General features: G+C 59.8%; 19 protein-coding genes. 7 read left to right on the top strand and 12 right to left on the bottom strand.

Annotated elements, in window-relative coordinates:
* The 3 genes from AADW57_RS04155 to AADW57_RS04145 are packed head-to-tail and all read right to left on the bottom strand — an operon-like array spanning nucleotide 1 to nucleotide 4,349.
* Nucleotides 1–837: an FAD binding domain-containing protein gene (locus AADW57_RS04155; RefSeq protein ID WP_341668794.1), complete on the bottom strand. Its 837-nt coding sequence runs from the start codon at nucleotides 835–837 to the stop codon at nucleotides 1–3.
* Nucleotides 834–3,227, bottom strand: a complete 2,394-nt coding sequence (locus AADW57_RS04150; protein ID WP_341668793.1) for a xanthine dehydrogenase family protein molybdopterin-binding subunit — start codon at nucleotides 3,225–3,227, stop codon at nucleotides 834–836. The genes AADW57_RS04155 and AADW57_RS04150 overlap by 4 nt, the downstream gene beginning before the upstream one ends.
* A 24-nt stretch (nucleotides 3,228–3,251) precedes the next feature.
* On the bottom strand, nucleotides 3,252–4,349 hold the full coding sequence (locus AADW57_RS04145) for a TRAP transporter substrate-binding protein (protein ID WP_341668792.1): 1,098 nt from the start codon (nucleotides 4,347–4,349) through the stop codon (nucleotides 3,252–3,254).
* Between the two features lie 381 nt (nucleotides 4,350–4,730).
* Between AADW57_RS04145 and AADW57_RS04140 the strand changes: the two genes are divergently transcribed.
* The 5 genes from AADW57_RS04140 (at nucleotide 4,731) to AADW57_RS04120 (ending at nucleotide 8,505) form a co-directional block, all read left to right on the top strand.
* Nucleotides 4,731–5,045: a non-heme iron oxygenase ferredoxin subunit gene (locus AADW57_RS04140; protein WP_341668791.1), complete on the top strand. Its 315-nt coding sequence runs from the start codon at nucleotides 4,731–4,733 to the stop codon at nucleotides 5,043–5,045.
* A 32-nt stretch (nucleotides 5,046–5,077) separates the two neighbouring features.
* Nucleotides 5,078–6,346: an NAD(P)/FAD-dependent oxidoreductase gene (locus tag AADW57_RS04135; protein WP_341668790.1), complete on the top strand. Its 1,269-nt coding sequence runs from the start codon at nucleotides 5,078–5,080 to the stop codon at nucleotides 6,344–6,346.
* A gap of 21 nt (nucleotides 6,347–6,367) precedes the next feature.
* On the top strand, nucleotides 6,368–7,657 hold the full coding sequence (locus AADW57_RS04130; protein ID WP_341668789.1) for an aromatic ring-hydroxylating dioxygenase subunit alpha: 1,290 nt from the start codon (nucleotides 6,368–6,370) through the stop codon (nucleotides 7,655–7,657).
* A gap of 12 nt (nucleotides 7,658–7,669) precedes the next feature.
* On the top strand, nucleotides 7,670–8,188 hold the full coding sequence (locus tag AADW57_RS04125; RefSeq protein WP_341668788.1) for an aromatic-ring-hydroxylating dioxygenase subunit beta: 519 nt from the start codon (nucleotides 7,670–7,672) through the stop codon (nucleotides 8,186–8,188).
* A 95-nt stretch (nucleotides 8,189–8,283) separates the two neighbouring features.
* On the top strand, nucleotides 8,284–8,505 hold the full coding sequence (locus tag AADW57_RS04120) for a hypothetical protein (protein ID WP_341668787.1): 222 nt from the start codon (nucleotides 8,284–8,286) through the stop codon (nucleotides 8,503–8,505).
* Between the two features lie 234 nt (nucleotides 8,506–8,739).
* Here AADW57_RS04120 and AADW57_RS04115 read toward each other — a convergent pair whose 3' ends face one another.
* From AADW57_RS04115 to AADW57_RS04100, 4 genes are all read right to left on the bottom strand, one after another.
* Nucleotides 8,740–9,375: an N-carbamoylsarcosine amidohydrolase gene (locus AADW57_RS04115; protein WP_341668786.1), complete on the bottom strand. Its 636-nt coding sequence runs from the start codon at nucleotides 9,373–9,375 to the stop codon at nucleotides 8,740–8,742.
* The gene (locus AADW57_RS04110) at nucleotides 9,350–10,402 is read right to left on the bottom strand and encodes a 2,5-dihydroxypyridine 5,6-dioxygenase (protein ID WP_341668785.1); all 1,053 of its coding nucleotides are present in this window, start codon (nucleotides 10,400–10,402) and stop codon (nucleotides 9,350–9,352) included. Before AADW57_RS04110 ends, AADW57_RS04115 begins: the two co-directional genes overlap by 26 nt.
* Before the next feature lie 82 nt (nucleotides 10,403–10,484).
* Complete coding sequence (locus AADW57_RS04105) at nucleotides 10,485–11,309, bottom strand: alpha/beta fold hydrolase (protein WP_341668784.1); 825 nt, start codon at nucleotides 11,307–11,309, stop codon at nucleotides 10,485–10,487.
* Nucleotides 11,306–12,283 (bottom strand): amidohydrolase family protein, encoded by a 978-nt coding sequence (locus tag AADW57_RS04100; protein WP_341668783.1) that lies wholly within the window; start codon nucleotides 12,281–12,283, stop codon nucleotides 11,306–11,308. The genes AADW57_RS04105 and AADW57_RS04100 overlap by 4 nt, the downstream gene beginning before the upstream one ends.
* A 275-nt stretch (nucleotides 12,284–12,558) precedes the next feature.
* Here AADW57_RS04100 and AADW57_RS04095 point away from each other — a divergent pair, with 275 nt between their 5' ends.
* Nucleotides 12,559–13,104, top strand: a complete 546-nt coding sequence (locus AADW57_RS04095) for a MarR family winged helix-turn-helix transcriptional regulator (RefSeq protein WP_341668782.1) — start codon at nucleotides 12,559–12,561, stop codon at nucleotides 13,102–13,104.
* Nucleotides 13,105–13,116: 12 nt separating this feature from the next.
* Here the strand turns inward: AADW57_RS04095 and AADW57_RS04090 are convergent, their stop codons facing one another.
* From AADW57_RS04090 to AADW57_RS04075, 4 genes are read right to left on the bottom strand one after another with little or no spacing between them, the layout of a single operon-like run.
* Nucleotides 13,117–13,893 (bottom strand): ABC transporter ATP-binding protein, encoded by a 777-nt coding sequence (locus AADW57_RS04090; protein WP_341668781.1) that lies wholly within the window; start codon nucleotides 13,891–13,893, stop codon nucleotides 13,117–13,119.
* Nucleotides 13,890–14,897 carry a FecCD family ABC transporter permease gene (locus AADW57_RS04085; protein WP_341668780.1) on the bottom strand — a complete coding sequence of 336 codons (1,008 nt, stop codon included), beginning with the start codon at nucleotides 14,895–14,897 and terminating at the stop codon, nucleotides 13,890–13,892. Before AADW57_RS04085 ends, AADW57_RS04090 begins: the two co-directional genes overlap by 4 nt.
* Complete coding sequence (locus tag AADW57_RS04080; RefSeq protein ID WP_341668779.1) at nucleotides 14,894–15,964, bottom strand: ABC transporter substrate-binding protein; 1,071 nt, start codon at nucleotides 15,962–15,964, stop codon at nucleotides 14,894–14,896. Before AADW57_RS04080 ends, AADW57_RS04085 begins: the two co-directional genes overlap by 4 nt.
* Nucleotides 15,965–16,001: 37 nt before the next feature.
* Nucleotides 16,002–17,957, bottom strand: coding sequence for a TonB-dependent receptor plug domain-containing protein (locus AADW57_RS04075; RefSeq protein WP_341668778.1), 1,956 nt, complete (start codon nucleotides 17,955–17,957; stop codon nucleotides 16,002–16,004).
* Nucleotides 17,958–18,514: 557 nt separating this feature from the next.
* On the opposite strand from AADW57_RS04075, the gene AADW57_RS04070 reads away from it, so the two are divergent.
* Nucleotides 18,515–19,828, top strand: coding sequence for a short-chain fatty acid transporter (locus AADW57_RS04070; protein ID WP_341668777.1), 1,314 nt, complete (start codon nucleotides 18,515–18,517; stop codon nucleotides 19,826–19,828).
* Here the strand turns inward: AADW57_RS04070 and AADW57_RS04065 are convergent.
* Nucleotides 19,800–20,768 carry a LysR family transcriptional regulator gene (locus tag AADW57_RS04065; protein ID WP_341668776.1) on the bottom strand — a complete coding sequence of 323 codons (969 nt, stop codon included), beginning with the start codon at nucleotides 20,766–20,768 and terminating at the stop codon, nucleotides 19,800–19,802. The genes AADW57_RS04070 and AADW57_RS04065 overlap by 29 nt on opposite strands.
* Between the last annotated feature and the right edge of the window lie 70 nt (nucleotides 20,769–20,838).

The raw sequence follows: 20,838 nt of genomic DNA, 5'->3' as shown, positions 1-20,838 counted from the left end.
TTAACCTTTCAAACCCAGCGCCTGTTGCAGGCTACGTTCCACCACCGTACGGAACAGCTCCTGATGGGCCGGGTCCCGCTGCGCGAGAATCGGCTGCAAGGCGGCTGCGATTGTGTCCCCGGCCAGTGCCGCCGCACCGTGCGCGGCCACCTTCGCCGCCAGTTCGGGCAGAAAACGCGGCGCGCCATCCATCGCCCCGATCACCACGCGCGCCGTGCGCGTGGCCGGATCGAAATAACAGGCGCAACTGGCGTCGGCGAACTCGCCGACCTTGCGGGTAAATTTGTAGTAGCCCCAGCGCGCGGTCGCCGATACCGCCGGTACATCCACAGACTCGATGAACTCGCCAGCTTCCAGCACCGTGGTGTAGGCGGCCACCATGAAGTCCGCCATGGGAACGCTGCGGGTGCCGCCAGAGCCGCGCACATTCACGCGCGCGCCCAACGCAACGCAGGTCAGCACCCAATCGGCCGCCGGATCGGCGTGGGCCAGGCTGCCGCCCAGCGTGCCGCGATTACGCACGCCGCGATAGGCAATGCGGCCGGCGACCTTCTGCATCATGTGGCCGCGCAAGGCTTCGTGCAGGCCATCCTCGATCTGGGCGTGGGTCACGGCAGCGCCAATGCGCACCTGAGCGTTCACCGTACTGACCTGCTGCAGCTCAGGCACGGCGGACACGTCAAGCACACGTTCTGGACGCACCAGACGCAGATTGAGCATCGGTCCCAGCGATTGACTGCCGCCCATCAGGCGCACACCACCAGGTTCACCAGCCAACGCATCCTGGATCTGTTGCAGGCTGACAGCCCGTTCATAGTCGAATTTGGCGGCCTTCATGCCTGAACCTCCGAGACGGACACCGTGCCCTGCCGTGCGGCAACAGCATGTATCGCGCTCAGCACGCGATGCGGCGTAACCGGGGTATGCGATACCTGTGCACCGATAGGCTTCAAAGCATTGTTGATCGCGGACATAATGGCGGCCGGCGGCGCAATGGCCCCGCCCTCGCCCATGCCCTTAGCCCCGAATTCGGTATGAGGCGACGGACTTTCCATATGCTCGATATGGATATTGGGTACTTCGCAGGCACCCGGCATCACATAATCGGCCAAGGTGGAGGCCAGCGGCTGGCCGAACTCGTCGTAGGGCATTTCTTCGTACAGGGCCGTGCCTATGCCTTGGGCAATGCCGCCTATGGTCTGACCTTCGACGATCATGGGGTTGATCATGACACCGCAATCCTCGACCACGACGTACTTGAGCACTTCCACCCCACCGGTACGCGGGTCCACTGCGACCACCACGGCGTTGCTGGCATACGTAAAACTTCCGGTGTCCACCTTAGGCTTATAGCCCACCGACAGCTCCAGACCCTGCGGGTCCACATCTGCCGGCAGATGCTGCGGATTGATGTACCAGGCATCGGCCACCTGAGCCAGCGTCACGCTGCGGCCACCGGCGCTGAACACCGCCCCCTGTTGGTCCAGCTCCATCTGATCGGCCTGCAGCATATGCGCTGCAATCTTGCGCAAACGCACCAGTAATTCCTTGCAGGCGCGCGACACGGCTCCGCCGGACATGACCAGCGAACGCGAGGCATAGGTGCCGGTGGAAAACGGCGTACGCCCTGTATCGCCATGCACGACCTTGATATGAGGAACCGCGATGCCAAGAATTTCACTGGCAATCTGCGCAAACGTCGTCTCCATGCCCTGACCGTGCGAATGCACGCCCACGCGCACTTCCAGCCCGCCATCGGGCGTCATGCGCACGAACGCCTGGTCAAAGCCAGGGATGACCGCAGTGCCCCAACTGGCGAACACGGAAGTGCCGTGCGCCGACTGCTCGGTATACGTGGCCACCCCCAGACCGATCAAACGTCCATCCGCCTCGCCCTGCGCCTGTCGCGCCAACACGGCCTGCATATCCACCGCCGCCAGAGCGCGACGCAGGCTTTCGGGATAATTACCCGAGTCATAGTGCTTATTGGCCACGTTCACGTAAGGCATCTGCTCGCCCTGGACCAGATTCATCAAACGCACTTCCCAGGCGGTCTTGCCCACGGCCAGAGCGATCTGATCCATCATCTGTTCAATGGCCAGGCACACACCGGTGCGAGCCACGCCGCGATAAGGCATAAAACCGGGCTTATTGGTGGCCACGCCACGCGTGCGGCAACGATAGCCGCGAAAATCATAAGGGCCAGGCAGATTGCCCAGCGCCTGGCCCACCTCCAGCCCTACCGTAAAAGGCCAGACCGAATAGGCACCACCGTCGATATCGATTTCCGCGTCCAGGGCCAGCAGACGACCCTCGTGACTAATATGCGCCTTTAGCCGATATTGATGTTCGCGGGTATTGGCACCGGCAATCAAATGTTCGCGCCGGTCTTCCAGATAGCGAAAAGGCGTGCGAAACGTCTTGGCCAGCCAGGCCACCGCCAGTTCTTCCTGGTGCAGCACGCATTTATAACCGAAGGCCCCGCCCACATCGGGCGAAATCACCCGCACCTGGGCCTGATCCATACCCAGAAATTGGGCAATGCCGGTACGATGCATGTGCGGAATCTGGCTGCCGCAATACACCACCAACTGATCAGCCTGAAAATCCCAATAGGCCAACACAGCTTTGCCTTCCATAGGCAACATGCACTGACGCGACAGGCTGACCGAATGCTCGACCACACGGTCGGCACGGGCCGCATGCTCTTCAAAAGCCGCGTCCGAACGCAGGGTAACGAACACATTGTCCTGCCAGCCTTCGTGCAACAGATCGCCTTGGGCAGCCAGGGAGGCTTGAACGCTGCCATATACCGGCAGTTCCTGGTAAATAACCTGCACCTGTTCCAAGACATCTTCGGCCAAGGCGCGGCTGCCGCCCAGCGCCAAGGCCACCGGCTCACCAACATAGCGTACTTGCCCGCTGGCCAAGGGAGGCATGCTGGATGCCTGATAGCTGGGCAGCGTGGATGCCGCGTAGATATCCAGGCAATCGGACATATCGGCACGCGTGAATACGTGCTGACGTACCGCATCGTCAATCTGGATCTGAGAGAGGCGAGCATGCGCCATGGGACTGCGCAGGAAGGCGACTTCCTGCAGGCCCGGCATGCTCATATTGCCAATGAAATTGCCCCGACCATGAAGGTGACGCGCATCTTCTTTGCGAAGAATGCGCGCGCCCACCCCCTGGCCACCCGGGCGTGACGGGTAACTGTGCTGACTCATGGACCTACCTTGAGGAAAACCGACTTAACCGCGCTTGCCCAGTTCGCTGAACGTAAAGTTGTCCAACGCGCTCTCGGCCACTCTGAACCAACTGGCCTCTTGTTCCTGAAAAGCCTTCCAGCTGGGATAGATCTTGGCAAAATCAGCGTTGCTTGCGGACAGCTCCTTCCACAGCTCCTGGGACTTGTCATAGGCTGCTTTCATGACGTCCTTGGGGAAGTAGCGCAGCTTGGCACCGTCTGCCACCAACTTGCGCAACGCGCCTGGATTGACGGCATCGTATTTGGCCAGACACAACAAGGTCTGCTCGTTGCATGCTGTCTCGAAAGCCGCCTTGAAACTGGCCGGCAAGGCTTCCCAAGCGTCTTTGTTGACCATGCTGGTCAACGAAGCGCTGCCCTCGAACCAGCCTGGAGAATAGTAAAAAGGCGCCACCTTGTTCAGGCCCAGTTTTTCATCATCGTAAGGACCGATCCACTCGGCCGCATCGATGGTGCCTTTCTCCAGCGAGGAGTAAATATCGCTGGGTGGAATCTGCTGGGGCACGGCACCCAATTTGGACAAGACCATGCCGCCAATGCCGCCGATGCGCATCTTCAAACCCTTCAGATCCTCCAGGTTCTGGATTTCCTTGCGGAACCAGCCGCCCATCTGTACACCCACATTGCCGGCCACGAAATTGACAATGTTGTACTGGCTGTACATGTCACGCAGCAGCTTCAGACCCCCGCCCGACTGAACCCAGGCGTTGTGCTGACGGGCATTCATGCCAAAAGACAGGCCGGTATCGAAAGTAACAGCGGTGTTCTTACCGACAAAGGCGGTACTAAGCACGTGGTTACACTCCACCGTACCGTTGCTGATGGCATCCATGTTCTGGGCGTATGGCACCAGTTCTCCGCCCGGAAAGGCACGGATCTCGAACTTGCCCTCGGTCAGTTCGCTGACGCGCTTGCACAAGGCTTCGGCCGAGCCAAAAATCGTATCCAAGCTCTTGGGCCAGCCCGTGGACATGCGCCAACGCACGGTGGGATTGCTTTGCGCAATGGCCGGGGCCGCCACGGCCGCCAAGCCTGCGCCGGCTGCACAAGCGGATTTCAGCAAAAAATTACGACGCTCCATCACTCACCTCTTTCTATTATTTTGAATATCTTCACACCCCTGGCTCGTCAGGGGGCCAGGTGTTCGCCGCCAATCTGGCGCTCCATGCAGGCAGGGATTTGCCTATGGACTCCAGACCTTCCCCCCAGGGGCCGGACCGACGCTCTTGGCTGCTGTTTTCATAAAATCCTGCTTTCATCAGCCGCGATAATAGTAAGTGTGCTGACTAATTATTTTGTGGTCAAGCAGGGAAAATACCAACGCATGTCATTGATGAACTACAGAAAAGCAATATCAATACATGAAGCTTAAACTAGCAAAATCCCTAAGACTACTTATATTTTGTTTTTTTATTTATGCAGTATACTGAGTAATTATAAGCACACCTATTCGGAGACTGCTGTGAACTGGATAAAAATTTCCGAGATCGACGCCATCGATAACGAAGAGTCGCAAGCCATCGAGGCGCATGGCAAAAAACTGGCCCTGCACAAACTGGACGGCGAGTTTTTCCTGACCGACAACGTCTGCACCCATCAATACGCCCTGCTGTCGGACGGCTATCTGGAAGATGGCTGCGTGGAATGCCCCTTGCACCAAGCCAAGTTCTGTCTACGTACCGGCAAAGCCATGAATGCGCCCGCAACGGTAGACATCAAGGTCTATCCGCTGCGTATCGAAGGCAGTGACATCCTGGCCGACCTGGGCCAGGCCTGACAACCACAGTGGCTGACGGAATCTGCGACATCATGGAACACCATACTTGCGTACTGATCATCGGTGCCGGACAAGCGGCCGCGGTACTGGCGCGTGAACTGCGCAGCCTGGGCTACGCCGGCAGCATCACGCTGGTAGGTGACGAAACCCACCTGCCTTACGAACGCCCTCCTCTGTCCAAGGATGTGCTCAAGACCACCACGAGCGACGACAGCATCTTTCTACAGAAAGCCGCGTTCTACCAGGAGCAAGGCATCATCTTATTATTAGGCACTACCGTGCAGTCTTTGGACTGTGCCAAACGCCAAGCGACGCTCGACAACGGTCAGGTCTGGCAATTCGAGCACGCCGTGTTAGCTACCGGCGGCACGGCCCGCGAATTGGCGCTGCTGCCGGCTGCGCAGTCCAACGCCCTGTATCTGCGCACGCTGGACGATGCCCTGGCATTGCGAGCCCGCCTGCGCCCAGGATTGCACGTCATGGTCGTAGGCGGCGGATTCATGGGGCTGGAGCTGGCAAGCAGTGCCCACGAAACCGGCGCGCTGGTCAGTATTGTGGAGGCCGCACCGCGCCTGCTGGCCCGCAGCGCACCAGCCTTGCTGTCGCAATGGCTGCTGGAACGATTCCAGTCCCACGGCATCGCGGTGCATCTGGGCCACGGCGTGCGTCAGGCACACTTCCTGCCCGATGGCGCACGCCCGGTACAACTGGAACTGGACGACGGCCATACCCTGAACGGCGACCTGGCCATCGTGGCCGCCGGGCTACAGGCCAATTCCACGCTGGCGCGCGCCAGCGGCATTGCCGTGGACGATCTGACTGCCGGCATCATCGTGGACCGGCAAGGGCGCACTAGCGCGGATGATATCTATGCCGCCGGCGACTGCACCACCCAAGTCTGCCCCGACACAGCCACACGCTTGCGCATCGAATCCTGGCAGAACGCCAACGAGCAGGCCCGCCAAGTGGCCCACCTGATTGCCGATCAGACCCCGCCCGAACGCCCCGTGTGCTGGTTCTGGACGGATGTGCTGGGCTGCAATATTCAGATGCTGGGACTAGGCAAACCCGAATTGGACTACCAGGTGCGCGGCACAATGAACAACACAGACGAAACCGTCAAGTTCATGCTGCTGGCCTTCGAGGGCCGGCACCTGCAACACGCCATTGCCGTTAATGCAGGGGCCGAGCTGCGCGCCCTGCGCACAATCATGGAACAGAATCTGCCCGTCGATCCAGACCTGCTCCTGAACCCGGCGACCAAGCTGCGCGACTACGTCAAGCACATCACACGCACCTAACAATTATTCGAGGAGACCCCTATGTATCAAGCACAAACGGTAATAGGCCAAACAGTCGGGGCCAAGGACCGTCCCGTCGAGCACTGCATTTGGCCGCAAGACGCGCTGAACGCTATCCCGGACTGGGTCTACACCAGCTCCGATGTCTATAACCGCGAGATGGAACGTATTTTTCATGGTGACACCTGGAACTTTGTTGCCCTGGAGGCCGAAATTCCCGAATCGGGCGACTACAAACGCTCTTACGTAGGCTCCACTCCCGTGGTGGTGGCACGCGCCGAGGACGGCAGCATCAACGTGTTCGAGAACCGCTGCGCGCACCGCGGTGCCGAGTTCTGTCGCCACAATCAGGGCAATGCCACAGAATTCGTGTGCCCCTACCACCAATGGTCCTACAACCTGAAAGGCGATCTGCAGGGCATCCCTTTCAAGCGTGGCGTCAATAAAGAAGGCGGCATGCCGCGCAGCTTCAAGAATGCTGATCATGGCCTGAAAAAACTGCGCGTCACCACGCACAACGGGGTGGTTTTCGCCTCTTACAGCGACCAGGTCGAACCCATTCAGGAATACTTGACGCCCGAGATCCTGAAGGACTTTGAAGCCATTTTCCCCGGCAAGAAGCTCAAGATCCTGGGGTACTACCGCAACGAGCTGCCTTGCAACTGGAAGATGTACCACGAGAACCTGAAAGACCCCTACCACGCCACGCTGTTGCACTCCTTTCTGGTGGTATTCGGCCTGCTGGTGGCCGGCAATAAATCGCAAATGTACGTGGACCCGGTGCATGGTCGCCACGGCTACATGGCCTCGGCCAAATCGGAAGACAAATACGCCGAGATCAGCGAGGACAATAAAAAGGAAATGCGCTCTTTTGTGGACGATATGCGTCTGCGCGACGAACGCTTTCTGGACTACATCAAGGAGTTCGACTCGCCCTGGTCGGTCACCATGCAGACGATCTGGCCCAATCTGATCGTGCAGCGCGAGATGAACACGCTGGGCGTGCGCCAGATCGTGCCCAACGGCCCCAACAGCCTGATCATGCAATGGACCATGTTCGGCTACGAGGACGACACCGAGGAGATGACCCGTCACCGCCTGCGCCAAGGCAATCTGATGGGTCCGGCCGGCTTCCTGGGCCTGGAGGACAACGAGGCCATGAAATTCGTGCAGGAAGGCGTGCGCCGCTCCAGCAGCGATGTCAACATCATCAAGCTGGACGAAAACAAACTGGGCACCTCCAATACCCTGATCTCCGAGGCGGCCATCCGCTCCATGTACCAGTATTACCGTCAGGTCATGGACCTGTAAGACGAGCTGACTATGAAAATGGATTTTTCTTTTAAACCTGCCCAGATCAGCACCGAGCGCGCCTTGGCCCTGAAAGCGGAAATTGAACTCTTTAACGCGCAATACTGCGCCACCCTGGATCGGGGCAATATCGAGGACTGGCCCCTGTTCTTCGTGCAGGACGCTCTATATCGGGTAACGTCGCGCGAGAACAGCGACCTGAACCTGCCCGTGGGCCTGGTCTACGCCGAAGGCCGCGACATGATGCACGACCGCGCCGTCGCCATCGCCCGCACGCAGATGTATGCCCCGCGCTACATGCTGCACCTGGTCACGAATGTGCGCGTGATCGATGAAGCGATCAATGGGGATATCGAAGCCGAAGCCAACTTCATGCTGATGCAAACCCTGGTGGAAGGGCCGTCCACCGTGCATCTGGTGGGCAACTACTTCGACACCTTCACCCGCGTAGACGGCAAGCTGCTGATTAAAGAGCGCCAGGTCATCTTCGACACCGCCATCCTGGCCAACGACCTGGTCTTTCCGGTCTAGGGGAACACGACAGCCCTTGTGACCTACCCTTGGCCAAGCCTTGTTTCATCCAAGATTTTTCCCAATCGCGTTCTTCGTCGTTGATCATGGCGTCGATGTCCTCGGAAACAATGGATCAGTGGGCTATCCACATGGGGCAGGTGCAGGGGCAGCACCACATGCTGGACCCAGCCAGTCAGCAAGTGGTGCCGCCGCGCATGTTCGAGCGGATGCGTCTGTATGCAATGGTGTGCAGGCACTGGCGCAGCTCGTCCATGCTCTGCAGATGTAGCAAACGGAAGATAGACGCGATGATGGTCTGGGGCGGTAAGGACTGATTCAGAAGCGGTTGTTTTTGCTCGATCAGCCAGAAAAGCCTGCGCCGGTTGTAGCGCTGCGGCCACGGGACATAACGTGGCTCCTGAAAAGGGAAAGACCAGGAACCAGCATGCCCGAGCATGGCACGTAAAACAGCCTGTCGGAGGGGGCTTTATCCGTGGTCAATGCCGCAACGCAGACAGGCGCTCTGCCCCCTCCTGGCGACAGAGATGCGCTCTTTTGACTGCCCGTCTTTACAGCCCCAACAAACTCATCGCTTCTTCGCGCGACACCACCGTGGCATATTTCTGGCGCATATCGAACAGGTTCGCTTCGTGCGGGCCCAAAGCCCGGTCGCCCACGCAGTCCGACACGACCAGCGGACGAAAGCCCAATTGCATGGCATCGACCACGCTGGCACGCACGCAGCCGCTGGTAACCGCACCGGCTACCAGCAAGGTCTTGACCCCGCGCTGGGTCAGCCATGCCGCCAACGATGTCCCGAAAAAAGCCGAAGGCACATTCTTGCGCACTACCAGTTCGCCCGCTACGGGGGTCAGTTCCGGCACGATCTGGCTGTTAGGCTCGTTTTCCAGCAAACCAAGCATACCCGGCACCTTAATGCTGAAAATATTGCTGTCCGCCCCGTCATCGGCGTAGACGATGCGGGTGTGCGCCACCGGCCAGCCCTGCTTCCGGGCCGTGGCCAGCAAAAGCTGCGTATTGGCGATGGCTTGTGCGATATTGCCGCCGCCAAACACCGCCGGATCGGCAAAGCCGTTGACCAGATCAATAATCAGCAAACCATACGGAGCCTGCGGCTCTAATTGCGCGCCGAATCCTTGCTGAGCGTACACCGCCCCTTCATTCGTATTCACCGATGCCTCCATCCAGTACTTGCCCATCACGCACTACGGCTCGCCCATCCAGGCTAACCGTGCAATGGCGCAACGGAATATCAATATGACACGCTGTGGTGCGATTGCCGCCGGCCTCGTTATTCGGCCCCAGAGAAAACAGAAAATTGCCCTCGAACGCCCGCGCATCCATCCCTATGGTATTTTCGCGAGAATACAGACCCAGCGTAGACCAGTGGCAACGCGGTTGCAGCCCCCATCCTATATGCGAGATCGCATAGCCTTCGGGGTCATTGAACGATTGCATGTACTCGTTGAGCAACTCGGCCTCGATACCGCCTTCGATCTTGGTCGCATAGCCATTTTCCACCGTCAGCATGATCGGCTCGGTCGAATACTTTTTCTGCGGCAAGAGAATATCGCCCTTGTCGATCACAATCGTGCCATTGGTGCCGCCTTCGTTAGGCCAGGTCAGCACAAAGCCGCTGGGCCAGTGATCCCAGCGCCCCGGCTCATCCACAAAACCATATTCGCGAATTGCCGGAAATTCACCCAACGGGCAACGCAGCTGCGTGCCGGCTGCCGACGTGATAGTCATCTCTTTGGCCGCTGCGATCAGCTTGGACGCTGCCGTCACCCGCATCCGGTCCGCTTCGCTAGGCACGGTACGAACCAGGATCTCGGGCGGCTCAACCGCCAGCAAGATCTTGGTGCCTGACTTCAAAATATCGATCTGTTCAGGCGAGAACAGCAAAGTCATCAGGTCCAGCACCAGGTCGCTGGCCTTGAGTGCCGCAATCGCCGCCTGGTTGCCCGTCAAGGGCGTCGTGCCAAGGTACGCGAGCGAATCGCGGCTCAGTGCTTTTTCGGCATTGACCGGCAGCAAGTCCAAGCGGTTGACCACCGCCCCCATGGACTGAGCCGCAATCTGCGCGCACTGCAGTGTCTGCGGATGCGTGCTTGCGCCGGTCAGCAGCGTCACCGTCTGCCCAGCCTGCAGCCTGGACAGGCCCAGCACCTGCTGCCACGCTTGAATAAGTTGATAATCACTGACTGCCATTTTGTCTCTCCTTGTCAGGAATCCCGGTACACAGCCGGTTTGTCTCTGTATGGCGGGCCACCGCAACGACCCGCTTCGCCCCTTACACCAAAGGGTGGCCCAGGAAATCGCCGAAAGCGGCATAAAAGCCGGTCTCGTTATCCCAGGGAATCATGTGGCCGGCACCGGAAACACGTACATGGCTCACTCCGGCAGCCAGTTGCTGGATTTCGGCCACATCCTGCTCCTGAACCACATCGCCGCGCTCGGCAGTCATCAATAACGTGGGCACCGTCAGATAGGGCAGGTCAGCATGCACATCATCAGTATGAAAACCCTGAAAACTGGCCAGAATCGCCGGCTCATGGCACGTGTGCAGCCACTGCGCGCGCAGTTGCAGTTGTTCCTCGGTCCAGGTTGGGCAGAACGCCCGCATATCCTGCGCCGAACACCCCTTGCGTGCCATCGCCATCGAATCGACGTACCAAGACAGCTTGGCCGGATAGGCACGCCGGCCCGGGCCGGAAACAGGCGGGTCTACCAAAACCAGGCGCTCCAAGCCCTGGCTGTTCTTGCGGGCGGCGCGCAGACCAATGCGCGCCCCCATGGAGTGCCCAACCACGATGTACGCCCCCAGGCCCAGCGACTGCACCAGGGCAATCAGGTCGTCCGCCTGGGCATCCAGGCTGTAATCCATGCCATCGGCCGCTTCGCTCAGGCCGCGGCCGCGCACATCCAGCACATAGGTATCAAACAGGCGGCCAAACTGCTCGCCCACGAAGCCCCATGTCACGGCCGGGCTGGTGATGCCCGGCACAATGATGACAGCCGGCCGCCGATCACGGCCTGCGCCGCTGCCGCCATAACGCAGATAATGCTGCCGTATCCCATTGGCATGGACATGAGCGCCGTACAGGTAATGGCTCATGCTCCGCTCCCGTTCAGTTTGAACAGTCGGGCCGCATTACCGTAGCAAACCAATTCGCGCGTTGTCTGGTCCATGGGAGCCGCCTCGATAAAGTCGGCGGCAATCAAGGTGGATTCATACGGATAATCCACCGAAAACAGCACGGCCTCGGCCCCCATTTCGCCAATCGCCCCCATCAAGGTCGGCGCGGAGCACACGCCCGAAGTGGTGATCAGAATATTGCTGCCTATGTATTCGGAAGGTTTGCGCTTTAGGGTGACGCCATGCGGGTAAACGGCGAAGCGACTGTCGTAGCGCCAGCGTTGGAACGGCAGGCCCTCACCCATGTGACCCAAAACAAGCTTCACTTGGGGACAGCGGTCAAAAACGCCGCCAAACAGCAAACGCAGTGCATGCGTTCCCGTTTCTACCCCCCAGCCCCAGGTTGCGCCACACAGCTCGGGGTGACCCGAATAAGCATGCGGCATCTGGTAGGCATCGAAAGGATGCAAATAGAACGGCACGTCCAGTTTCTGCACGGTTTCCCAGAAGGCATCGTAGGCCCGATCGTCGTAATACACGCCATGCGTGTGTCCGTTGACCAATGCCCCCTTCAAACCCAGATCCTGAACGGCCCGGGTCAACTCTTGCGCCGCTGCGGCCGGATCTTGCATGGGCAAGGTGGCAAATCCGCCAAAACGATCCGGATGGCGGGCAATCTGCTCGGCCAGGAAATCGTTGCTTTGCCTGGATCGATCGATGGCGACGGATGTGTCTTTCTCCACCTGCACGCCCGGCCCGGTCTGGGACAACACCACGTAGTCGATACCCGCCTGATCCATGACCTCCAGGCGCTGAGCGTCAAAATCCTGCAGCCTGGCCATCAGTTCCCGCGCATCGGCACTGTCGATATGCTTGACGAAGGCTTTCGAGTAGTCCTCGAAACCAACGGCGTTAAAATGCTCTTCCAGTGCTATTTTTTTAATACGACTCACTGTAAAAGTCTCCTAAGATATTGATTTATATAAGGCCAATTTCCCAGCCCCCCAACAATATCTATCAGTATGCTGATTATTTTTGTTTTCAGCAAGTCGGGAAATCACATATACTTCAAGGCATAGGCAGTCAGGATGCCCATGCACCACCCGCGTCCACGATCTGCCGACGCTTTGCCCGTCTTTGTCGCCGACCTTGCCGCCCCACGCCGCACAGGTCGTTTCGCACGCTGCGCCACCGCGCAGCCGGCCATTCCACCCTTGACGCCTAGCCCATGAATAATCACACCGAATTGATACAAGACGAACGACTAGAGACCGACGAGGCCGATATCCTGGGGCCGGTCGAAGAAGAAAACGCCGAACTGTTCCGGCGCAAGCTATGGTCGCGGCCCGGTTTTCTGGTGCGCCGCCTGAACCAGATCCACTACGCCATGTTCTACGAAGAATGCAAAAGCGATATCACCCCCGTCCAGCACGGGGTGCTGTCCGTGCTCATGGGCTCGCCCTGGCTGGATCAGACCACGATCGGCTACGAACTGGGGCTGGATCGCACGACATCGGCCGATGTCATTCGCCGGCTGGAAGAAAAAGGGCTGCTGGCCCGCCGCATCAACCCCGAGGATAGACGCTCGCGCCAGACCTACATTACCGAAGCAGGGCTGGCCGCCATGCAGGCATTAAGCGCAGGCATGAACCGCGCCCAGGAACGCCTGCTGGACCCACTGACCGCCAAGCAGCGCGAAACCTTCATGGCCATGCTGACCCGGGTGGTGGAACACAATAATCAGTACGGCCGCGCCGCGCTCAAGAATATGTAAATAGCAGGCGGCTCAATCGCTCTGCTGCGCTTGGCCGTACCAGTGCGGCAGCTCGAAAGCGTGGTCAGGCAATTGGTACAACTGCCGCAAACGCCCGCGGCTTAACATGCGACACGGTTCGCCCTGTGCCAGAATGCCGCCGTCTCGATACAAAACCACCCAGTCGGCCACCCGCGCCGCGTGCTCGGGCTGGTGCGTGCACAAGAGCACGCCCAGTCCTTCACCGCGCAAATGTGCGATCTGATCCAGCACCCGCACCTGATTGGCAAAGTCCAGACTGGACGCCGGCTCATCCATGATCAAAAAGCGGGAGCGCTGGACCAGTGCCCGGGCAATCAGCGCCAGTTGACGCTCCCCACCACTGATTCTGTCCAGCCGCTGTTCAGCCAGATGGGCAATGCCCAAGCGCGTCAGACATGCCCTGACCCAGGCGCGATCCTGGGCGCGCGGCTGCGCAAACCAGGCCAGCGCACTGGCGCAGCCCATCAGCACCCACTGCTCTACCGTAAAGGAAAAAGGCGGCTCCTGTGCCTGTGGCACATAGGCCAGTTGCCGGGCCAGAGCCGTACGCGTCCAATCCGCCAGTGCCCGCCCGGCCAGTTGAACCGTACCACCCAAAGGTGGCTGCAAGCCCAACAAGGTGCGCAACAAGGTAGACTTTCCACTGCCGTTAGGCCCCAGCAAGCAGACAACCTGAGCCGGCCTAAGCTCCAGATTCAGCCCGCTGGCCACCACGCGTCGACCATAACCCACGCTCAGATCAGTGGTCTGGATTCCTGGAGTGCTCATGCCGGTCTCCCGCTGCGAGCCAGCAGAAACAGAAAGCCCGGCGCGCCCACCAGCGCCGTCAAAACGCCTAACGGCAACTCCAGTGTCCCTACGCTGCGGGCTAGTGTGTCGGCCAACAGCAAAAAGGCGGCACCCAACAAAATGCAAACCGGCAACAAACGCGCAAAATCAGGGCCGACGATCAAACGGGCCATGTGCGGCACCAGCAAACCCACCCAGCCGATGATACCGGCCAGGGCAACCGACACCGCCGTCATCAATGTGGCGCACACAATCAGGGCGCAACGCAAGGCCGATACCGGCATGCCCAGCGAACGAGCTTCATCGTCCTGCAAGGCCAACACATTGATGCGCCAACGCAATAGCCACACCGGCAGCAAACTGCCCAGAACCATCAGGCTTGCAGGCAACATTTCGTGCGAACGCACCGCACTTAACCCACCCAGCAGCCAAAAAGTCATCGATGGCAGTTGCGCATACGGATCGGCCAGAATCTTGATCAGGGAAATACCGGCCCCCAACAAGGTGGCGATCGCCATGCCGGCCAACACCAGAATCAAGGTAGGCGGGTACTGCCGCAATCGGCCCGCCAACACAAGCACACAACCCACCGCCAGCAAACCACCAACGAAAGCAGACAGTTGCACTCCCAGCAACGAGACATTCAGGAAAATACCCAGAATCGCGCCCAATCCGGCTCCGGAGGAAACACCCAGAATGTCGGGCGATACCAGGGGGTTGCGAAACATGGTCTGGTACGCCGCGCCGGCTGCCGACAACGCCGCCCCCACCAGCAGGGCCGCCGCAATGCGCGGCAAACGCAGCTCCCACACGACCCGTACGCTATGGTCTGCGCCCTGCGCCCACCACCCAGCCGCCAAGGCACGCACTACTTGCCCGCTTGCCAGCGGATAGGCCCCTTGCCCCAAAGCCAGAACGACCAGGCCGCCCAGACTGGCCGCCAGCACGGCCAGCAGGACCGGATAGGGCAGGCGCTCGATCACACCTTGCCCCCGGCCGGAGCCTGTCCAAGCAGCAATTGCTCCATCTGAACAGGAGTAAAAACAAGGCCATAGAACAAGGCGTAGAAAGCGCACAAATCGCGGATCATGCCCGGCACGGCCTGCGGCCCCTCCAACAAAGCATTCAGCCAGATCAGACCGGCCAGGCGGTTAATGCCCGGCGGGCCATCCAGCCAGCCGAAAGGCCATGCCGGGGCGCGGTAGATCCGCCCCTCGCGCACCGCCCTGAGATGATTCCAGGGAGCCTGAGTGCGGGCTTGCTGATAAAAAACATCGTCCTGGGCGAACAGCATATCCGGCTCCCAGGCCAGCAACTGTTCGTGGGAAATACGCCCCAGCCGATTGTCCTGCCGGGCATCGCCCATAACGGTCAGGCCGCACAGACGCAACACCTCTGTATGTATGGACTGCCCCAGTCCGGTTTCCAGGCCGTCGTTGCCGCGTGCCAGGTACGCTTTCACTGCGCCGGCACGCGTGGCGGCAGCCGCCTGGACGCGTGCCAGGATCGCCCGAGCGCTATCAGCCAGTTGCTGACCGCGCTCGGCCTGCCCCACCATCTGGCCAGCCTGCTCCAGTTGGGCAGGGCTATCCTGCAAACGCCCCCCCAGAAGCACATAGGGCACGCCCGTCTGCTCCTGAACCGCGCGCGCGGCGGACTCGTAATAAGGATTCACATCGCCGATATCCAGCACCAGATCCGGCTTCAAAGCAAGCAGACGCTCGAGCGACAAGGTACTGCCTCGACCCGCCAAACGCCCCAGATAGGGGCGCTCGTAACCGGCCTGGCGCAACATAGCCAGGGACGGAGCGGCCAGTTGAAAAGGCCAGCCAGCCAAGGCCTGCGGCGACAGGCAATACACCAGCACCGCAGCAGGCGGCCCGGCGGCCACCACCGTGCGTACCTGCGCCGCGTCGGGCAGCACCCCGGCTACCGTCTGATGGACCGGAGACTGGCTCGCCTGGGCAGGCTGGGCCAGCGCCCGCCCTCCCAGGCCATGCCCGATCAAAGGCGCGGCCAGCAAGGCTCGCAGTAAATCTCTACGCTGCACGGCAAGCGCCTCCTTGAACAACGCGATGGATGCAGACTTAAAAGCGGTAGCTACCGCCCACGAACCAGATACGTCCAGGCATGGGATAACCGTCTTTATACTCGTACAGTTTGTCGCCCAGATTGCGCACCCCCGCTTCCAGCGATACCGCCGACGTAGGACGCCAGATGCCCTTCAAGCCCAACACGGCAAAACCGGAGGTTTTCTCGAATACCGGCTTGCCGCGTGCATCGGGGTAGGAAAAGTAGCGGCCGCTTTCGGTCTCGACCGTCCCCATGACTTCCCACTGCGCCGACGGCGACCAGCTCAGGTGCGCAAACAAGCGATGTGTCGGCGTATCCACCAGTTTCACATCAGAATCAGACTGATTGCGACGATTCAGATAGGTATAAGCCAGGCCACCCGACCATTGTTCGGAAAAGCGCTGCTGCAAAGACAGCTCCACGCCCATCTGACGGGCCTTGCCCACGTTCGTAGCCTGATCGCAAAAACCGATAGGGCGGAACTTGCCGCATCCCGGAGCCCGTATGACCGTGCTCTGGATCATGTCGCGCACCTGGCTCAGGAACAGGGCCGACTCCATTTGCGCCCCTTCCCATGGCTGACCGCGCAAGCCCAGCTCGTAGTGAACGGCATGTTCAGGCTTCAGATCCGGATTGGGCTTGGCATAGCCCAGACGGCTGGAGTAGCGATCCTTGATGGTGGGAAAGCGCGTCTTGTAGGCCACGCTGCCGTAGGCTTCCAGCTCGTCGCTCCAGTCGTAGGCCAGCTCCAGCAAGCCATTGGTGGCGTCGGTCGTGCCGGTTTCGTAATCGTGCGCCTCTTTGGCCTTGCGCCGTTCATGGCTGGCACCCACACGCATGCGCCAGTCCTGGCCCAGTTCGATGCGGTCTTCAAAAGCCAGGGACGTGGTTACATCTTTGTAGTGCTCGGTACCTGTAGCCTTGGGGTCGCTGTGCGTATCTTCCTTATAGTGAAAGGCCAGATGCAGCTCGTGGTTTTTCAGGCTGCGGTTGACCCACTCCACCGCGCCGCCGCGCGTCTTGTCGGTGTACTCGCTGGTCGGCCCATTCAGCTTGGAATAGCTGGCATCGGTATACATATCCAAACCGTTGCTGTACTTGTCTTCGTACAGACGGAACTTCACGGTATTGTTGATACCGATATCCGTCGTGCTCAGGAAATACAGGCTTTCCTTGTTCCAGTACGGCCAGCGCCAATAACGATTGCCCAGCTTGGGGTCTTTGACGCCGGTATAGACGGGGTTGTCCTTTTGCCCTTTCTGATTGACATAGCCAATGGCGTATTCGTCGGTGGCATTGGGCGTAAAGCCCAGCTTGAACGACGCCTTCTTGTCCATTTGCGATGCGTTGCTGCGCATATCGCCGGTATCGGTCGGACGCGCCTTCTGGTCCTGAAAACCACGCCCCAACGGGAAGGTGCGCGCGCCCGCCCAGGACAAGCCCGCCTGCAGATACCAGGTGCCCTGGTTGGTGCCCACATTCAAAGCGGTATACCGCTGGTCACCCGTCGCGTAGCCGGCGCGGATCTCGCCCTCGAACTCCTTGACCGGTTTGCGGCTGACCAAGTTGATCGCACCGCCCATGATATTGGGGCCATACAGCAAAGAAGCCGCGCCTTTGGCCACGCGGATCTCGCCCAGATCAAACGTCGTGAAGCGGGAAAAATCCACATAACCGTCGTACGGGACATACTGCGGAATGCCGTCCAGAAACAAAGGCACCTGGCGCGAATCAAAGCCACGCACAAATACGGTCTGCTCGTTGCGCGGCCCACCGGCGGAAACATTGACGCCAGGCTGCACGCTGACTGCGGCACCCACATCGCGCAGGTCGAACGACCGCATCTGCGACTGGCTGATGGCGCTCTCGCCCAGTGGGGCCTGTTGATCGGCACCCGAACGCACCACCACCTTGCCCAACTCGAACACCTGTTCGCCACTTTGCGCACAGGCGGCGGATATAGTCAGCATACTGATTGTGCTTGCCACAAAAACGCGTGACGTTCCCTTGGCTAAAGCTATATTTTTCCGGCCTGAACCGGATTGTTGCACTGGCTGCGCCATCCTCTTTCCCCTATAACGGTTTTGTTGTGCAAGACTTCCTGGCCTGCTGCCGGCGTCTTGTCGGCGCGATGCAGCCTTAACAAGGCGCTGCATCGGGTCCGCATCGCATATCCAGGGAAAAAACCGGCACGCAAAGCGGACAGTCAAAAAAAACGGGCCCAGAAGGCCCGTAAACAGAATCCATCATCGAGCGATGAGTGATGGTTCTTTCGAAAACACCGTTATATAGTAAAGTACATAGCCAGAAAAAACAAGATACATCTATAGCCGCCAAGCCAGACGCCCATCTGCCGGTCGTTTCATGGCGCTCCTCTTGCCCTTATGCACCAGGCACGTACACTGGCCCGCGCGCCTTGCCCCCACTCGGGCAAGGCGGCACATGCGCCAACGCCCTACCACGGGTCTTTTAAAAATCACGATGAACAAACAGCAGCGGCGCCTGTTGACAATGGAGCACACACCCTATGTTCAAAGCCTTGACACGCGGCTCGGTCCGCCTGGTCGAACGCTATCTGCCCGACCCTTATATTTTCGTCATCCTCTTGACCCTGATCGCGGGCATAGCCGCGATGACCGTCGAACAGCGCACACCCATGGAGGTGGTACGCTTTTGGGGCAACGGCTTCTGGAGCCTGCTGACCTTTGCCATGCAAATGCTGCTGGTACTGCTGACCGGCCACATGCTGGCCAGCACGCCTTTGGTCAAGAGCTGGCTGCGCGCCCTGGCCTCGCTGGCCCGTTCGGCCGGCTCGGCCATTATCCTGGTGACGCTGGTCTCGCTGGCCGCCAGTTGGATCAATTGGGGCTTCGGTCTGGTGGTGGGTGCCTTGTTCGCCAAAGAACTGGCGCGGCAAGTGCGAGTCGACTATCGACTGCTGGTGGCCAGCGCCTATTCGGGCTTTCTGGTCTGGCACGGCGGTCTGGCCGGTTCTGTGCCGCTGACCATTGCCACTCCGGGCCACTTTGCCGAAAGCAAAATGGGCATCATCAGCACCTCGGACACGATCTTCTCGGCCTTTAACCTGGCCATCGTCATTGCCCTGTTCGTCCTGGTGCCGCTGGTCAACCGCCTGATGCTGCCCAGCGACAAAGAAAGCATCTATGTCGATCCCGCGCTGCTGCAAGATACGCCCGACGATCCCAACGCCACCACGAACCGCCCTGCCGACCGCCTGGAAAACAGCCGCCTGATCTCGCTGTCCATCGGCCTGGCCGGCCTGGCGTATATGTTTGATTACTATATCGTGCGCGGCGCGGCCCTGAATCTGAACGTGATCAACTTCAGCTTTCTGATCCTGGCCATCATCCTGCACGGCACCCCCCGCCGCCTGCTTAAAAGCCTGGACGAAGCCATACGCGGCGGTGCCGGCATCGTGATCCAGTTCCCCTTCTATGCAGGCATCATGGCCATCATGATCGATTCCGGTCTGGCCGCCAGCCTGTCCGAATGGCTGGTCTCTTTTGCCACCGCCACGACGCTGCCTTTCTGGACCTTCATCAGCGCCGGACTGGTCAACATCTTTGTACCGTCGGGCGGCGGTCAATGGGCCGTGCAAAGCCCCGTGGTCATCGCTGCGGCCCAGGCCCTGGACGCCGACATGGCACGCACCGCCATGGCCGTGGCCTGGGGTGATTCCTGGACCAATATGCTGCAGCCCTTCTGGGCGCTGCCCGTGCTGGCCATTGCCGGCCTGAAAGCCAAAGACATCATGGGCTTTTGCCTGATTCAGCTATTTGTATCCGGCATCGTCATCTCGGTCGGCCTGACCTGGATGTAATTGATACAGGCCCGCCGGCGGCGGGCCGCTCCAATACCTGGGCTTTGCCGCACACCAGTCTGACCTGCTCCCGAAACCAGGCATACGCCCCGCTGACACGAGTGCGTTCGTGCCAAACCTGATAGACCGTGAACGGCTCCAGAGCCAGGGGATGCTGCAAAATATCCAGATCATGTCCGGCGCATAAGGAATGCGCCATACGCTCGGCCAAACTAATCAACAGATCCGTGCGCTCCAGCATGGCCGGCACGGCCAAGAAATGCGGCAAGCTCACCTGCACGCGGCGCTCCAGCCCCCGCGCCTGCAAAGCATCAGCCAAACGCCGCTCCCGACTGCCATTGTGACCGGGCACACCGATATGACGGCGACGACAGAACTCGTCCAGTTCCATGCGCTGTCCATTGCGCCCGCTGGCGCGCATCAAGACCACATAGCAATCCTGGAACAGCTCCTGCCTAAACAACGGGTAAGACACAGCCGCCGACGAGGACAAGACCAGATCCGCCTTACCGCCCAGCAACCAATCCTCGGCCCCTTGATCGGCCATATCCAGCACCTCCAGACCACAGTCCGGAGCCATCTGCTGCACATGCTGTGTCAACGCCGGCATCAATAAGTACGACAAATATTCCGTGGTCGCCACCCGGAAACAGACGCTCAGGCGCTCAGGCTCTTCATGGCCGCTGTCCGTACATAGCAAATCATCCAGCAACGCTAGCGCCTGGGCAATGCGCGGTGCCAAAGCCCGCGCCTTATGGGTAGGCTCCATCCCTTGGGCATGGCGCAGAAACAGCACATCGTCAAAATGCAGACGCAGCTTGGAGAGCTCCTTGCTGACCGTGGACTGGTTCGCATCCAGAGCCAGAGCCGCACGGCTTACATTCCGTTCCCGGAACACGGCGTGAAACACACGTAGCTGGTCCAGATCGAGATCCTTCATCGCAGTCTCCCGACCGTCTCTTTCCGATCCGGCCTAATCAATCATTCCGCTACGGAATTGCCGCCGTCGC

This window comes from Alcaligenes sp. SDU_A2, from assembly GCF_038237375.1.
Lineage (GTDB): Bacteria > Pseudomonadota > Gammaproteobacteria > Burkholderiales > Burkholderiaceae_B > Alcaligenes.
Note: the sequence above shows the minus strand (reverse complement) of the source record. Positions and strands in the feature narration are given on the sequence as shown.

Bases quoted from the DNA above. Each gene is read 5' to 3' on its own strand.
- AADW57_RS04150 (WP_341668793.1), bottom strand. From the start codon at position 3,227: ATGAGTCAGCACAGTTACCCGTCACGCCCGGGTGGCCAGGGGGTGGGC.
- AADW57_RS04120 (WP_341668787.1), top strand. From the start codon at position 8,284: ATGTCCTCGGAAACAATGGATCAGTGGGCTATCCACATGGGGCAGGTG.
- AADW57_RS04135 (WP_341668790.1), top strand. From the start codon at position 5,078: ATGGAACACCATACTTGCGTACTGATCATCGGTGCCGGACAAGCGGCC.
- AADW57_RS04145 (WP_341668792.1), bottom strand. From the start codon at position 4,349: ATGGAGCGTCGTAATTTTTTGCTGAAATCCGCTTGTGCAGCCGGCGCA.
- AADW57_RS04110 (WP_341668785.1), bottom strand. From the start codon at position 10,402: ATGGCAGTCAGTGATTATCAACTTATTCAAGCGTGGCAGCAGGTGCTG.
- AADW57_RS04065 (WP_341668776.1), bottom strand. From the start codon at position 20,768: ATGAAGGATCTCGATCTGGACCAGCTACGTGTGTTTCACGCCGTGTTC.
- AADW57_RS04070 (WP_341668777.1), top strand. From the start codon at position 18,515: ATGTTCAAAGCCTTGACACGCGGCTCGGTCCGCCTGGTCGAACGCTAT.
- AADW57_RS04090 (WP_341668781.1), bottom strand. From the start codon at position 13,893: ATGAGCACTCCAGGAATCCAGACCACTGATCTGAGCGTGGGTTATGGT.
- AADW57_RS04075 (WP_341668778.1), bottom strand. From the start codon at position 17,957: ATGCTGACTATATCCGCCGCCTGTGCGCAAAGTGGCGAACAGGTGTTC.
- AADW57_RS04130 (WP_341668789.1), top strand. From the start codon at position 6,368: ATGTATCAAGCACAAACGGTAATAGGCCAAACAGTCGGGGCCAAGGAC.
- AADW57_RS04095 (WP_341668782.1), top strand. From the start codon at position 12,559: ATGAATAATCACACCGAATTGATACAAGACGAACGACTAGAGACCGAC.
- AADW57_RS04105 (WP_341668784.1), bottom strand. From the start codon at position 11,309: ATGAGCCATTACCTGTACGGCGCTCATGTCCATGCCAATGGGATACGG.
- AADW57_RS04125 (WP_341668788.1), top strand. From the start codon at position 7,670: ATGAAAATGGATTTTTCTTTTAAACCTGCCCAGATCAGCACCGAGCGC.
- AADW57_RS04115 (WP_341668786.1), bottom strand. From the start codon at position 9,375: ATGGAGGCATCGGTGAATACGAATGAAGGGGCGGTGTACGCTCAGCAA.
- AADW57_RS04155 (WP_341668794.1), bottom strand. From the start codon at position 837: ATGAAGGCCGCCAAATTCGACTATGAACGGGCTGTCAGCCTGCAACAG.